We start from the raw sequence: 14388 nt of genomic DNA on the forward strand, positions 1-14388 counted from the left end.
TCACCACACAATTAAGTTTGCCGTAAAACGAAGGAGCCGCTACCTAGCGGCTCCTTTTTTATTGTAGCTATGATCTTAAGTGTCGAAGAAAAATTCCGAGTAGGCGAGCCAGAGCCGGGCGAGAAAAACCGCCTGATAAGCAGTGCAGCCGCCAATAACGAGTTTCAGGTTCTATTTGAAGACGATGGCACCACCGGCTACTTCTACGCTTTGCAGAATGGGAGTGAGTTGGGGCTACTGGATGCGCTTCACATCTACAACGTGGCCGATATCGAAGATCGGGACGTGCCTATTACTGCCCAGATCTTCTGGGATGAAGGCCAAAACACGGCTGTGCTGCTCATCAACGGCAAAAGCCACGCGCTGTATGATTTCCAGCGCCAGGCTGGGTTCTGCCGCAACGCTTTTCCGCCCGCCCAAAATGGGCAGTTAGGCTCGCGGGAGCTAACGGATGAACTGGTGGATAAATACTTTGCCGCTTGAGCAGCTCTGAGATTCTCTGGGGGGCAAATTTGGGTTCCAGCACGATGTAGAGACGCAATATTTTGCGACTCTTCGTTGCTGATGTTGTTAGACATGGAAGGTTGCTCGTTCAGTACCAAGTCGTTCAACAAGGAGACGCAAAATGGTGCGTCTCTACATCCTTTGCTAAACAGCTACCCCGCTGCGTGAAATGCCCATTTCCAGGCCGCGCAATTCGGCTAGGCCGCGCAGGCGGCCGATGGCAGAGTAGCCGGGGTTGGTTTTTTTGTGCAGGTCGTCGAGCATCTGGTGGCCGTGGTCGGGGCGCATGGGCAGGCTTACCTGCCGCTGGCGCATGACGGCAATCAGCTCGCGCATCACGGCGTACATATCTACGTCGCCTTCCAGGTGGTTGGCTTCGTAAAAATTGCCCCCCACATCGCGCTGAGTGCTGCGCAGGTGGATGAAATGAATCCGGTCGGCGAACTGGCGCACCATCTGGGGCAGGTCGTTATCGGGGCGCACGCCGAAGGAGCCGGTGCAGAAACACAGGCCGTTGTGCAGAGAAGGCACGGCGGCGGCTAGAGCCTCCACGTCGGCGGCGGTGCTTACCACACGCGGCAACCCCAGAATAGGGTAGGGCGGGTCGTCGGGGTGAATGGCCAGGTTTACGCCAACTTCTTCGGCCACGGGCACTATAGCTTGCAAAAACAGAATCAGGTGCTGCCGCAGCCGCGCCGCGTCGATGCCATCATAAACATCCAGCGCCTGCTGAAACTGCGTGAGCGTAAAGCTTTCTTCGCTGCCCGGTAAACCGGCAATAATGTTGCGTTCTAGCTGATGCCGCTCCGCCTCGCTCATAGCCGCGAGGCGTGCTTCGGCTCTGGCCAACTCTTCCGCCGTGTACTCCTGCGCGGCGCCGTGCCGCTTCAGTAGCAGCGCGTCAAAGGATACAAACGCATCTTTTTCGAAGCGCAGAGCCTTGGAGCCATCTTCTACTTCGTAGGCCAGATCCGTGCGCGTCCAGTCGAGCACGGGCATGAAGTTGTACGTAACGGTGCGGATGCCGCAGGCCGCCAAGTTGCGCAGGCTCTGCTGGTAATTGGCAATGTAGTGCTCGAAATTACCCGTACGGGTTTTGATCTGCTCGTGCACGGGCACACTTTCTACCACGCTCCATACCAAGCCGGCTGCGGCTACTTCAGCCTGCCGCTGCTTGATGTCAGCCACCGGCCACACCTCGCCATTGGGAATATAATGTAGGGCCGACACCACATCAGTAGCGCCCGCCTGTCGGATATCGGAAAGGCTGACCGGGTCGTTGGGGCCGTACCAGCGCCAACTTTGAATAATGGGCATATAAAAAGTAGCTGCTATTTGAACTTTGTGCGGAGCGGGGCATTCTTGCTCTCGCCCGGTTAGAGCGTAAACACTTTGCCCCCCACCATCACTTCCTGGGTTTTCTCATCAAATGTAGCCTTCATGCCGGTGCGCGCGGCGGCCGTGGTCATGATGTTGGCAATAGAATGGCTGTAGCCGGCCTCAACCGGCGCGTGCGGGGCTTTGCGGCTGCGCACGCACTCCATCCAGTTGCGCACGTGGTTCGAGGTCAGCGTATCGCCCCCGGTATTGGCCGATGCTACTACCGCTTCGGCATTGGACAAGCTCATTTCCGGCAGCAGATTGGCTTGTAGCTGCATGGCCTCGGCGAATTTCTTGGTGAGGCCGCCGCGGGGCGAGACTTGATTGGTAATCAGGTTGAGCTCGCCGCCATTGGAGTAATAAATCTCGGCTGGGCGCTCATCGCCGTTGTGCATGCGGGCGCCAAATGTTACCTGGAAGCCGGTGGCTGGGTCATTCAAAGGCCCATAGTCGAACACGGCGGTCATCGTGTCCCAGTTGCGGCGGCCGTCTTTCCACATATAAATGCCGCCATTGGCCACCACGCTGCGCGGATGCGGCAGACCCGTAAACCAATGCACAGTGTCGATCTGGTGGCTCATCCACTGGCCAGGTAAGCCCGAAGAGTAAGGCCAGAAAAGCCGGTATTCCAGGTATTTGCGCGGGTCGAAGGCTTCGGCGGGCCGGTTCATCAGAAACCGCTTCCAATCAACGTCCGATTCTTTGAGCTGGGCTACCAACGCTGGCCGGCGCCAGCGGCCGGGCTGGTTCACGTTCCAGGTAAGCTCCACCATCGTGATAGGCCCAAACTTGCCCGACTTGATAAAGGCCTCGGCCGCGTGATAATTGGTGCCGCTGCGGCGTTGGGAACCAATCTGGATAATACGGTCGGAGGCTTTGATGGCTTTCAGGGCGGCCCGATTATCAGCCATGGTTTCGGCAAAGGGCTTTTCCACGTAAGCATCGCAGCCGGCTTTTACGGCTTCAATGGCGTGCAGGGCGTGCTGAAAATCGGCGGTGCCGATAAATACGGCGTCTACGGCCTTCTTAGCATACATCTCTTCGTTGTTGCGGTAAGCCGCCACGTCGTAGCCCAGCTTGGCTTTCCAGGCGGCCGCGCCTTCTTCCCGCCGCTGCTTCCAGATGTCCGACACGGCCACCACGTCGAAGTTCAGCTCCTTGTAGTGATTCATGAAGCAAGGCATGTGCGAGTCACGATGCCGGTCCGAGAAGCCAACTACGCCGACGCGCACCCTGTCATTGGAGCCAAGTATCCGCTTGTAGCTGCTGGCCGACCAGCTGACCTGCGAAAAAAGCACCCCAGCGCTGGCTAAGGCCGTTTGCTTAATAAATTGACGACGTTCGGTAGACATAGGATTTGGGTATATGGACGTAGAAAACCAGGCGGTCATGCAGAGCAACGCGAAGCATCTCGCGTGCTGATGCAGAAGTAGTAATTCATCATAAAAAGAACGTCATGCTGAGCGGAGTCGAAGCATCTCTACCGCTTCGCTGTGCACCGATTGAGATTAGTAACCAGTAGAGATGCTTCGACAAGCTCAGCATGACAGTTAGCTTGGCAACATCAGCACGCAAGATGCTTCGCTACCGCTCTGCCTGACGGCCTTAATAGCTGGAAAAGAGCTAATTAAAGCTATTGCTACTTCAGCTCTTTTATTTTGATGCTGCGGAAAGAAACCAGGTTGCCGTGGTCCTGCAAGAGGATGTGGCCCGCTGCCGCCTCGCCGAAATTCGGCCAGATCTTATACTTGCTCTGGGCCACTAAGTCCCGGAATTCCTGTGAGCCACGCACGTATTCGAGCACTTTCGCCCCGTTCAGGTAGTGCTCTACCCGGTTGTCGGGGTACACGACTACGCGGCCCACATTCCACTCCCCGATGGGGTGAAGAAAGCGCGGGTTCTTGTCAGCTTTCTGCAAATCATAAAGCGAGGCCAGGGTGCGGTTGCCGTCGCGGCCGAGCTTGGCGTCGGGGTGCAGCTCGTCGTCGAGAATCTGGTATTCCAAGCCAATGGCCGAGCCTTGGGTCTTTTCGTCCAGGGTCACGAAGTATTTCACGCCGCTATTGGCCCCCGGCGAGAGCTTGAATTCAAAAGACAAATCGAAGGCTTTGTACTGATCTTTGGTAACGATGTCGCCGCCGTTGGCCGCCTCTTTGCCCTCCGACGACAGCACGGTTAGCGCGCCGTCTTTGGTTTGCCAGCCCTGAGCCGGAAACGTCGCGGCCTTGGCGCTGCGCCAACTGGTTGGCGTTTTGCCGTCGAAAAGCAGCTTCCAGCCATGTTGTTTTTCGTACTCCGTCAGGTAGTTAGGCACAAAGTTGACCACGTAGATATCGGCGGGGAAAGCGCTGGGCTTCAGGTTCGTCGTCTTGATTTTGATGTTTTTGAAGTAGACTTTTTTGCCCTCCTGCTCTTTGGTGGTGATGCCATGCACCTGCAGACCAATGAATCCCCGCGGATCAACGGGATCTACCACGTAAGCCACGGGCTTGTCATTGATCCAGGTTTTCATCTCCTGGCCGATGCACTCCACTTTGATGTGGTTGTACTGGCCCACCTTGAAAAGCGGCTTGGCCTGGGGGTGCAGATCGAGCGGGTAGAGCCACTGCCGGCGCGCCTCATCATAAATGCCCCCCGACCAGCTCCGCTCCGACGGATCGACCTCCACCTGCCGGCCATACACCTTATTCTCGAAGCCCGGCGTGTTGAAGTGGCTGCGCGTCTGCACGCCCGAGTTGCTCACCGCGCTTTCAATCATGATGTCGAGCTCCAGCTGAAAGTCGCCGTACTCTTTCTCCGTGACCAGAAACGTGTTGCCCGAATTCATGACGGTCGTCCCGACGATGGCGCCGTTTTCCACTTTGTAATCGGCCGTGCCCGCCAAACGCTTCCAGCCCTTCAGGGTCTTGCCGTCGAACAGGTTCTGCCACTCGTCGGCGGTAGTAGCCGCCGCTTGGTGGGGCTGGGCGAAAGCCAGGAGGGCCAGGGCCAGGCCCGCAAGTAAAGATCGGTTTGTTTTCAAGGGGCGGATTGGATGAGGTTTGTAATCAGGTCGAGTCAAGCTACTAAAGTTTTGGCTATTCGCTTGCAGCATTCTGGGGTTGAGTCTGCTTTCCGGAAGCTTACTCAAGTCAGCCGCCGCCGCGACTGCTGTTGTGCTCAATCGGTAATAAAAGCCCCCCAGACCATCTTTGAGGGAATTTTGAACCAATACTCTTACGATAAGGAGCTTTTGATGACCTGTTTGACGACTACCACGGGCCGCGTCAGCAACGGCAAGGTGCTGATTAGGCGGCAGGTGTACACCCCGACTGATAAGCCTCAGCCAACCAACGTCACTTCCTGTTATAGACCAGTTGCCCCAAGCCATTTCTGACGCACAAAGCCCAAGGGATTTTTGTAATTAGCACATTGCCAATAACCTGCGTACCCAACACCTACGGTAGTGCTTCCGTAGGACTACACAACCACCTAATTCACCTGCTATTCATGACAACTACTGCTTCTTTCGATTCGGGGGTGCCCGTAACGGCTGCACGCGTTTGGCGCTGGCTCGCAGCTCTGAGTATTCTGGGTAACATTGGCCTGAACTACTACAGTCAGGCTTATCCCTTTAATGGGCAAACCATGGGCGCGGTGTCGGCCCAGTATCCGACGCTTATCACGCCCGCAGGCTATGCCTTCAGCATCTGGGGGGCAATTTTTCTGGCGCTGACCATCTATGCGGTGTGGCAGCTATTGCCCGCGCAGCGCCACAACCCTCTGCCCGATACCATAGCCGTGCCGCTCACTGTAGCTAGTCTGGCCACGGCCGCTTGGGTAGTGCTGTTTGCCTACGAGCTGATTGCGCTCAGTGTCCTCACCATGCTGATTATTCTGGGGGCGCTCATTATCGTGTATGGCCGGGCGCGGCGGCAAGTGCTGGCCGGTGAGGCTACGGGGTGGGCGAGCGTGCCGTTTGCCTTGTATCTGGGCTGGATTTCGGTGGCTTCGGTGATAAATATCACGCTCGGCTTGCGCGACATGGGCTGGCAAACGCCCCTGAATGTGGCTGTGCTGCTCGCGTTTGGGCTGCTGGCGGTGGTTGTGGCGCTAGGACTTATCATAAGCTGGGCTTTTCGGGAAAGCGTGTATCCGCTAGTGCTTGCCTGGGCGCTGGTGGCCATCTGGGTGGCGCAGCGCGCTGCCTACCCCGAGCTGGGCTGGGCTGCGCTTATTGGGGCGGCGCTGGTTGGCTTGGTGGGCGTTTTTCTGTCTCGAAGCCGCACGTAGCCGCCACCACCAACGGCCATTGACGATACTCGCCTAACTTGCGGCTCCATCTATTCTCCCACTTACTTCGCTTTCGCTTATGCGCCAAAACCTCGTTGCCGGCAACTGGAAAATGAACATGACTTACCAGGACGGTCTGGCCCTGGTATCTGAAATTACAAACATGGTAGCCGACGAGGTGACCAACTCGGACGTCCAGATCGTGATTTGCCCCCCAGCCCCTTTTCTGTCGGCTATAGGTCGGCAATTGCCGCAAGGCAGCAATTTCCACCTCGGTGCCCAAAATTGCCACCAAAAGGAAAGCGGCGCTTATACCGGCGAAGTTTCGGCCAAAATGCTGGCTTCCGTGGGCTGCGAATATGTGATTTTGGGCCACTCGGAGCGGCGCCAGTACTTCCGCGAAGACGATGAGCTGCTGAGCCAGAAGCTGAAAGCCGCGCTGGCCGCTGGTCTGAAGCCCATTTTCTGCGTGGGCGAAAGCCTGGATACGCGGGAGATGAACGAAACTAATGACTATATCGGTAAGCAGCTTCAGAACGGCTTGTTTCATCTGTCGAATGAAGAGTTTGAGCAGGTAGTTATTGCCTACGAGCCAATCTGGGCCATCGGAACGGGCAAAACCGCCACCAGCCAGCAGGCGCAGGAAGTACACGCCTTTATCCGTGAACAGATTGCCCGCGCCTACGACGCTAAAGCCGCCCTCGATACCACCATTCTCTACGGCGGCTCGGCCAATGCCCAGAACGCCCGCGAGCTGTTCTCCCAGCCTGACGTCGACGGCGGCCTCATCGGCGGCGCCTCGCTCAAGTCGCGCGACTTCACCGAGATTATCAAGTCCTTCTAAGTGCTAACCGCTGAGTTGAGCGAACCAAACTTGGCGACAAGTTTGTCTGGCAAGCAGGTGTATTCTTACTAAGAAATCATGACGTTTACTCTGCTGCTCGTGAGCTGGCTAACCCTGGGCTGGGGAATGAATTTTGCCCCCCAGCCGGCTTCTTCGCCAATTTTGCCCCCCAGCTCGGCCCAATCCATTGAGCCGTGCCGCATTTACGGCAGCATCTACCTCGAGACCGACCCGCGCCGCCGCAGCTACTGCTTCGCCACGGTGTATCTGGAGCCCGACCAAGCCTTCGCCGATGTGCTGATATTCAAGGAGTCCAACAAGCTATTTGCCGATAAAGCCGGCTTCTGGTACTTCACCATGGCCCGCGACTTCGCCGATTACGCCCTGTTCGTAACCGACAACCGCAACCTGGCCGACTTCAGCATTTACTACACCGATGTGCGCTCGTACGCCGGCTGCCGTAAGCAGTAAATAGCCCCCCAGCCACGCAAAAAGACAGCGCCCACCCAATGCATTTTGGGTGGGCGTTGTCTTTTTGCGCATTATGGTAAGCGGCGCCGGCTGTGAAGTAGTATGGGGGCTTAGCCCACCGAGCAACAACCGCTTTATAGCAACCGTATTATAGATGAGTTTTTCCTGCGAACTTTGCCGCCCCATCTTCGGGCGGCATTTTCGTTTCTGACTTTTCTTTTTGACCCTTATGGATTTTGTGGAAGTGTGCGTACTGGCCCCGCGCGAGTTGGCCGATATTCTGGTAGCCGAGTTGGCTGAGGTTGGCTACGACACCTTTGAGGACAACGACGAGGGTTTTTGTGCCTACATCGGGGAGGGCGATTTCAACCCCGATGCCGTGGCCGAGGTAATGGCCCGCTATTCCGGCATCGGTACGCTCGACTACAGCCACCGTATCATCACCCGCCAAAACTGGAATGCCGAGTGGGAAAAGAACTTTCAGCCGCTGGTTATTGCTGATAAAGTATCGGTGCGGGCGCCGTTTCATCCCAAACCCGAGCCCATTGAGTACGACATCGTGATTATGCCGCGCATGTCGTTTGGCACCGGCCACCACGAAACCACGGCCCTGATGATTGAAAACCAGCTTGGCGTTGACCACGCCGGCAAGCGCGTGCTGGACATGGGCTGCGGCACCGGCATTCTGGCCATCATGGCCGCCCAGCTCGGAGCCCGCGAAGTGCTGGCCGTGGATGTGGAGCCCTGGACCGTGGAAAACGCCGCCGACAATGCCGCTGAAAATCACTGCACCAACATCGAATGCCGCCTTGGTGGGGTGGAAGTGCTGGAAGGCGAAGCGCCCTTCGACCTGATTCTGGCCAACATCAACCGCAACGTGCTGCTGGAAGATATGTACGCCTACGCAGCCCTGCTGCCCACTGGCTGCCCAATTCTGTTCAGCGGTTTTTACCAGGAAGATCTAGCTTTGATTGAGGAAGAAGCCAAAAAGCATCAACTGGTTTTTCAGTCTCACCTCACCAAGAATAACTGGGTTTCCGCCGTGTTTACGAAAGTAGCGTAGCGCCCATGTGCGTTAGAGTATAAAAAAGCCCCCCAGCCATGATATTTTGATAGCTGGGAGGCTTTTTTGAGTATGGAAAGCTAAGGCATTGCTACACGCCGACTTTCTCCCGAATAGAAGAATCCCGAATAATCAGGTCAGGCTGGAGCACGATGCGGCGGGGCGAGAATTTGGCGCTTTTCTCCTCTACCAGCTCCAGAAACAAGCGCACCGCCGACTGGCCCATCTGCTCGCAGCGTTGATCGACGGAAGTGAGCATGGGCTCCGTGAGCGACGTAAATGACTCGTTGCTGAAGCCGACCAGCGCCATATCTTCCGGCACTCGTAGGTGTTGGGCTTTCAGCACCTGCATCGCCCCTACAATAGAGAAGTCGCTGGCCGAAAACACCGCATCCGGCACCTCTGGCAGCTGAAGCAGGTGCTTCATGCCGACAATGCCGTCTTCCAAGGTCATGTCGCAGTAAAATATCAAATCCTCGTTGATGGGCAGATCGTGCTCCCGAAGCGCATCGACGTAGCCCTGGCGGCGGTTTTTGTAAATATTCAGGTGCTGCGGGCCCCCAAAATGCGCAATGCGCCGGCAGCCTTGCGCAATAAGGTGTTTGGTAGTCAGATAGCCGCCTTCGCGGTCGTCAATTACCACCGCATTCACGTCCTGGCCTTCCAATACCCGGTCGAAAAACACGAGCGGAATCTCCCGCTTCCGAACCTTCTCGAAGTGCTTGAAGTCACGGGTGGTGCGGGCCAGCGACACCAGAATGCCTTCTACCTGCGCATTGATGAGCGTTTCAATGTTTTTGCGTTCGTGCGCAACGTCTTCGTTCGACTGGCAGATCAACACATTGAAGCCCGCTTTGCTGGCCACCGTCTCGATGCCGTGCATCACGGAGGAGAAAAAGTGACCGTCGATGTGGGGCACTATCACGCCCAGCAGATTGCTTTTGCCCTTGCGCAACGCCGCCGCCAGATGGTTGGGCTGATAATTAAGATCCTGCGCCAGCTTCCAGACCTTCTTTTTGGTGGTCTCGCTGATGCTAGAATGGTTGCTGAGTGCCCGCGAAATGGTTGAAACGGATACATTCAGCTCTTTCGCCATATCCGAAATGGACGCTCGCTTGCTGGCCACAGAAGTAGATTTTTAAGGAATAAGTAGATGATTGCGCAACACTCTGTGCAAAAATCTGCGCAAAACGTTGGGTAATTTACGCAAAAGTTATTTTACTTTTTACCTTCTGTGATACCCGGCCAGCTATCCGTGCGAAAGGAAGAAGCGGGCAGGTTTTCTTTGTTATAAAGATTGACAAACGGACTGTTTCCCCAGGCATAGCGCACGGCTACCGGCTTGGGTACCTGATCGCTGTAGAGCACAAGCGTATTGCCCTCCAGCTTGCCCTGCGCCCACACAAACTTGCGGTCGGCGCCCGCAATGGCAAAACCTTTCAGGTACGGCCCGCTGCTGTCTTTTAGCACAAGGCCACTGCCCACCTTCTCAAATTGCAGCCGAATGCGGCTGCCCTCCACCGTCATCGACTTATAAGTCGGGCCGGAAGACACGACCGATTTATCACGGTAAGCCACGCGCCGAGCCTCCAGGGCCAGGCGGTGCCCTACGTCCTGCTTGTTAAGGGGGTGAATATCGTTGGGGTTGCCTAGGTCCAGGGCCACGGCCATGCCGGTGCGCGGCTGCGCGAGCGTCATCATCTGGGCTTCCCGCAGCTCAGCCCAGGCGTAGTCGGCGGGTTGGTCTTGCTGGGGGCCAAAGCTGGCGAGCTGCACAAACAGGAATGGCAAATCCGGCTGCCCGAACTGCGTACGCCAATCCTGAATAAGAGCTGGAAAGAGCGTGCGATACTGATGCGCCCGCTCGGCGTTGCTCTCGCCCTGATACCAGATTACACCCTTCAGCGCATACGGGACCAAGGGGGCAATCATGGCGTTATAAAGCATCGTAGGCTGATTTTGGGTGCCGCCAGGGAAAGGGTTTTTAGGAACGCTAGCCGGGTCGTAGGCCGGCTGGTATTGCCACGGGCCCGTTAGCGGCATGGTTTGAGTGGCCGTTTGGAGAGATAGCTCTTCGGGCTTGCCCCAGATGCCCCCACCACCGCCCGAGTCCACTACCCGCACCGCAATGACGTTGCGGCCGGCGCGCACGGCCGTGGCCGGCACCGTGTAGCGCCTAGGCAGGGTGTAGCCGTTGGTGGTGCCCACCAATACCCCATTGAACCAGGTAGAGTCGCGGTCATCGATCTGGGCCAGCGAAAGGGTAAGCGGCTGACCAGCAGCGGCAGCCGGTAGCGTTACTTCTTTGCGCAGCCAGATAATGCCATCGAAGCGGCTGAGGTCCGGATGGTCGGTTTGATCTTCCCACAGGCCCGGCAACTGCATTGTGGGCCAGCTGCCAGGTGTGTAAGCCGGGTCGGCCCAGGAAGCCTGCCCCGGCACAAGGCCCCGATCCTGACTGGCGGGGCTTTTCTTCCACGCGGCCAGCGCGGCCTGATAGTCGGCCTGCTGGCGCGCCGGACCCGTACCAGACTCCAGCGCGGCCACCTGGGGGGCAAATTCCGGGAATTTGCGCAGGGCTACCCCGCTGGTCCAGGCTTCGGCGAGCGTACCGCCCCATTCGCTCGAAATCAGGCCGATGGGCACTTTGTATTGTTGGTGCAGGTCGCGCCCGAAAAAGTACGCCACCGCCGAAAAGCCCCCCACCGTCTGCGGGCTGCACACTTGCCAGCCTTCGCTCTTAAACTCCGCCTGCGGAACCGGGGCCGTGGCATCCTGCACATTCAGCAACCGAATACGCGGAAAGTTTGCCTGCGCTATTTCCTCCTTGAAGTTGACTACATTCTGCTGCAGCGGCCACTCCATATTCGACTGCCCGGAAGCCAGCCACACGTCACCCAATAAGATGTCGCGAATTTGGAGCGTATTTTTGCCCTTGATTGTCATTTCATAAGGCCCGCCGGCTGGCTGAGCTGGCAGCGTCACCGTCCATTTGCCCCCCGCTCCGCCCGTTTTGGCTGGGTAGCTTTTCCCCCGAAACGAAACCGTCACCGCTTCGCCCGCATCGGCCCACCCCCAGAGTTGCAGGGGTTTGTCTCGCTGGAGCACCATATGGTCGCCTACCAGCTTGGGCACCCGCACGGTAGCGTGCACCGGAAGCTGGGTAAGCAAAGCCAATAGGAGAGGCGAGTATTTGATAAGCTTCATAAATAGAGGTATTGAGAGGATAACAACTTGCTGAATGTCAAATAACGCCTTAGTGGTGCCTCAATAAGGCGGTCATACAGAGCGGAGCGAAGCATCTCGCGTGCTGATGCAGGAGTACTAACCTCACTACCGCGAGCGAGATGCTTCGCTCCGCTCTGCATGACGTTCTGGGGGCATTTTTGTGAAGCTTTCTACGTCAGGCGGGGCTGGGGCGTGTAGGTGGGGCCTTGGCAACGCGGGCCCTCAGGCGTCCAGAGGAGCGGGTCGATGCATAATTGCCGCTCTTTCATCGCCTCGTCCCAGGCATGATACACGAGCACTTCGGTTTTGCCATCGGGGCTCATGGCGTGGGAGTGGTGGCCGGGGCCGCGCACCTTGCCCGGTACTGAGTGCAGCACGCGGGCACCTTTCTCGGCGCCTGCATCGGAGTAAGGGCCAAGGATAGAGTCGGCCACCACAAAATCGACGCCGTAGCGGTCGGTGAGGAAGTTGGCGCCGCTGTAAAAGCAATAGTATTTGCCCTCGTGCTTGCGCATAAATGGGCCTTCCAGCGTGTGCCACTGCGCAAATACGCGGTTGTCGTAAATGGGCATGCGGCGGTTGGCCTCGAACAGCGTCCAGGGGTGGCGGGCCCGCATCACCGTGCGGCTTTCATTGGCCAGCTTGGTCATGTCGATAAGCCGATCTACCACAAGGCCGGTGCCCGGATAATAGCCGTCGTTGGATTCGGTGAAGTCGCGGGCGTAGAAGAGGTACCAGCTGCCATCGGTGTCCTGAAAAGGGTGTGCATCAATGGTAAACTTGCTTTCCGGCACATCCATCAGCGCCACTTCCTGATAGGGCCCGGCTGGCTTATCGCTGGTAGCCACGTGCAGGCGGTGGCCCACATTAGCATTGATGGCCCCGCCCCCTCGGGAGTAGTACATGTAAAACTTGCCATTGACAAATACGACTTCCGGGGCCCAAAAATCGGCCCCTTCCGAGCCGGCTGGCGGGGTGAGCGCGCCGCCTACTTCTTCCCAGTCATAGAGGTTTTTGGAAGTCAGAATGGAGAAGATACGGCCATCCTTTTTCTGGCTTTGGCCGGTGGTGGCAAAGGCGTAATATGTGCCCTCGTGCCGCAGCACAAACGGATCGGGAAACTGCCCGGCGTACACGGGGTTGGTATAGGTAGCGCCGGCTTTGCCGCCCCCGACAGCCTTTTCTGCGTCGGGGCTGGTGCGGGAGGTACAGTAAGGCAAAAAGGCCAACGCGCCCAGACCGAGCGTGCTAAGCTGAAGAAATTCGCGACGAGAAGAGTGAACAGACATATTGGGGGGCAAAATTGACAGATGAACGGGTTGATATTGAAGTGAGCCAGAGGACAGGCTAAGCCTTACTTGGTTTCTAAATCATCCTTGCTGGGCAGCTTCGGAAAGGGCGCGTGCGGCTCCATCTGGTACCAGAAAGCGGTAGAAGCTACATCATCCTGCAAGGGCAGGTAACGCCCGTTGTAGCGCCAGCCCAAGGCCTGAATAGTGATGCGCAGATCCTGCTGAAAGCGAACCGGATCCGGGATATGCCAGCGGTACATTCCAAACCGCGTATTGGCCTGATACAGCCCGTCGGGCCTGATTACCTGGTGCAAGCCCACGTAGGGCGTGGTGTACTCCTGGTACTGCTTGGTTTTCTTGTTTTCGAAGTTGTAGGAGCCCAAAAAGTAGTCTTCGGTGCCCGTGCCGTTGATAGTAGGCCACTGCTTGTCGCCATCCATATAAAACTTGATTTCGCCCTCGCCCCACCAGTCGTTGCTGTTCACGCCCCAGGCCATATAAGTACCTACATAGTGTCCGCGGCCTTTTACGCCATCCAGAATGGTGTAGGGAACCTTGTACTGGGTCGGGTTCTGACGCCGGAACTGGGCGTGAAAATAGGCTGCATCATTGGGCACATCGGTGAGCGTGTAGTCGATCTGGTAGTACAGCACCATATCCTTCTCATCGATATTCTCCATCGTGATGCGGCACTTTTTGCGAAAGGGCATCAGCCAGTAGGAGTTGAATGAGCTGCCAGGATTTACCACCACCGGAATGGAGTTGAGCATAGCTACTTGTCCCCAGCCCTGCCCAAAAAAATCGCCCACTGGCACTTCTACCGAGGGCTCTTTCTCATCATCCCAATACATGCGCAGAATAGCAAACCGCCACAGCCCGGTAGGCGTCATCCAGATGTGCTGAATGGCCCCCGAGCCGGTTATTTCGGCCACCGTAATGGACTGCCCGGCCTTGATGATTACGCTAGGGCTCACTTTCCAGCCCTGGCCTAAGTCGCGGGAGGCATTTTTGCCGGTGCCTTCCGTTGCCATGCCGCCTTTGCCCTTGGCGCCGGTAAAGTTTTCGGGGCTGATGGAGCGGGTCTGAGCGTCGGAGAGCCGGTAGAGGTTTCCCAGCTCTGAGCCCAGCCCATTGAAGGTGGCTTTTTGGGCCAATGCGGGCCAGAAACTACCAAAAAGCAGGAAAAAGAGTAGCGTGTTTCGTAGCATAAGCAGGAGTTAAACAGGATGGCTGAGCGGAACAATATGGCGGGTTAGCAGCAATGCAAGTATGCGCAATCGTTTGCACAATATAATAATCTGTCTTAGATTGCCCACATAGCCCGTCCAAACTTA

General features: G+C 56.9%; 13 protein-coding genes. 6 read left to right on the forward strand and 7 right to left on the reverse strand.

The annotated features are described in order from the left end of the window. Positions 1-69: 69 nt before the first annotated feature. Entirely contained in the window at positions 70-483 is a 414-nt protein-coding gene (locus tag IEW06_RS07590) for a DUF2251 domain-containing protein (protein ID WP_187733222.1), read from the forward strand. 165 nt (positions 484-648) lie between these two features. Here IEW06_RS07590 and uxuA read toward each other — a convergent pair whose 3' ends face one another. The 3 genes from uxuA to IEW06_RS07605 form a co-directional block, all read right to left on the reverse strand. Then, positions 649-1821: a mannonate dehydratase gene (uxuA, locus tag IEW06_RS07595; protein ID WP_187733221.1), complete on the reverse strand. Its 1173-nt coding sequence runs from the start codon at positions 1819-1821 to the stop codon at positions 649-651. A gap of 59 nt (positions 1822-1880) precedes the next feature. Then, positions 1881-3236 carry a Gfo/Idh/MocA family protein gene (locus IEW06_RS07600; RefSeq protein WP_187733220.1) on the reverse strand — a complete coding sequence of 452 codons (1356 nt, stop codon included), beginning with the start codon at positions 3234-3236 and terminating at the stop codon, positions 1881-1883. 287 nt (positions 3237-3523) lie between these two features. Continuing rightward, positions 3524-4906 carry a 3-keto-disaccharide hydrolase gene (locus IEW06_RS07605; RefSeq protein ID WP_229743067.1) on the reverse strand — a complete coding sequence of 461 codons (1383 nt, stop codon included), beginning with the start codon at positions 4904-4906 and terminating at the stop codon, positions 3524-3526. Between the two features lie 51 nt (positions 4907-4957). On the opposite strand from IEW06_RS07605, the gene IEW06_RS07610 reads away from it, so the two are divergent. The 5 genes from IEW06_RS07610 to prmA all read left to right on the forward strand — a co-directional run bounded on the left by IEW06_RS07610 (position 4958) and on the right by prmA (position 8534). Continuing rightward, complete coding sequence (locus IEW06_RS07610; RefSeq protein WP_187734369.1) at positions 4958-5260, forward strand: hypothetical protein; 303 nt, start codon at positions 4958-4960, stop codon at positions 5258-5260. A 113-nt stretch (positions 5261-5373) separates the two neighbouring features. Beyond that, complete coding sequence (locus IEW06_RS07615; protein WP_188547867.1) at positions 5374-6156, forward strand: TspO-related membrane protein; 783 nt, start codon at positions 5374-5376, stop codon at positions 6154-6156. A 79-nt stretch (positions 6157-6235) separates the two neighbouring features. After that, positions 6236-7000, forward strand: a complete 765-nt coding sequence (tpiA, locus tag IEW06_RS07620; RefSeq protein ID WP_187733217.1) for a triose-phosphate isomerase — start codon at positions 6236-6238, stop codon at positions 6998-7000. Positions 7001-7078: 78 nt separating this feature from the next. Next, a complete protein-coding gene (locus IEW06_RS07625; protein WP_229743068.1) occupies positions 7079-7471 on the forward strand; it encodes a 7(1) septoil knot domain-containing protein in 393 nt (130 codons plus the stop codon). Between the two features lie 229 nt (positions 7472-7700). Further along, positions 7701-8534 (forward strand): 50S ribosomal protein L11 methyltransferase, encoded by an 834-nt coding sequence (gene prmA / locus IEW06_RS07630; protein ID WP_188547869.1) that lies wholly within the window; start codon positions 7701-7703, stop codon positions 8532-8534. A 91-nt stretch (positions 8535-8625) separates the two neighbouring features. On the opposite strand, the gene IEW06_RS07635 is transcribed toward prmA, so the two are convergent. The 4 genes from IEW06_RS07635 to IEW06_RS07650 form a co-directional block, all read right to left on the reverse strand. After that, a complete protein-coding gene (locus tag IEW06_RS07635) occupies positions 8626-9660 on the reverse strand; it encodes a LacI family DNA-binding transcriptional regulator (RefSeq protein ID WP_187733216.1) in 1035 nt (344 codons plus the stop codon). 92 nt (positions 9661-9752) lie between these two features. Next, entirely contained in the window at positions 9753-11741 is a 1989-nt protein-coding gene (locus IEW06_RS07640; RefSeq protein WP_188547871.1) for a sialate O-acetylesterase, read from the reverse strand. A gap of 191 nt (positions 11742-11932) precedes the next feature. Further along, complete coding sequence (locus tag IEW06_RS07645) at positions 11933-13051, reverse strand: glycoside hydrolase family 43 protein (protein ID WP_187733213.1); 1119 nt, start codon at positions 13049-13051, stop codon at positions 11933-11935. A gap of 65 nt (positions 13052-13116) precedes the next feature. Beyond that, positions 13117-14262 carry a glycoside hydrolase family 172 protein gene (locus IEW06_RS07650; protein WP_187733212.1) on the reverse strand — a complete coding sequence of 382 codons (1146 nt, stop codon included), beginning with the start codon at positions 14260-14262 and terminating at the stop codon, positions 13117-13119. Positions 14263-14388: the final 126 nt, after the last annotated feature.

The sequence above is a fragment of the Hymenobacter qilianensis genome (assembly GCF_014638675.1).
Classification (GTDB): Bacteria; Bacteroidota; Bacteroidia; order Cytophagales; family Hymenobacteraceae; genus Hymenobacter; species Hymenobacter qilianensis.